General features: G+C 61.6%; 1 pseudogene. It reads left to right on the top strand.

What is annotated here, in order from left to right:
• Positions 1-7: 7 nt before the first annotated feature.
• A pseudogene (locus WLY71_RS31055) lies at positions 8-237 on the top strand (transcriptional regulator); the annotation flags it as partial.

Here is a 237-nt window from a genome sequence, read left to right as displayed (position 1 = left end):
CAGCCCTTTGAATCTGCTGCAACACATCGCCCAGTCACGCCACCTCTTACGCAAGTCGGAGCTCAAGGTCGCCGACCACGTGCTGCTTGATCCTGCGGCGGTGATGCACAGCTCCATGGGCCGACCTGGCCCACAACGTGGGCATCAGCGAACCGACCATCGTGCGGTTCTGTCGCGCCATCGGTTGCTCCGGTTTCCAGGACTTGAAGCTGAAACTGGCACAGAGCCTGGCTGCTG

It is taken from the genome of Pseudomonas rossensis, assembly GCF_039888995.1.
GTDB classification, from domain to species: domain Bacteria; phylum Pseudomonadota; class Gammaproteobacteria; order Pseudomonadales; family Pseudomonadaceae; genus Aquipseudomonas; species Aquipseudomonas rossensis.
The sequence above is the reverse complement of the archived record's forward strand: the minus strand, read 5'-3'. Positions and strand labels throughout refer to the sequence as shown.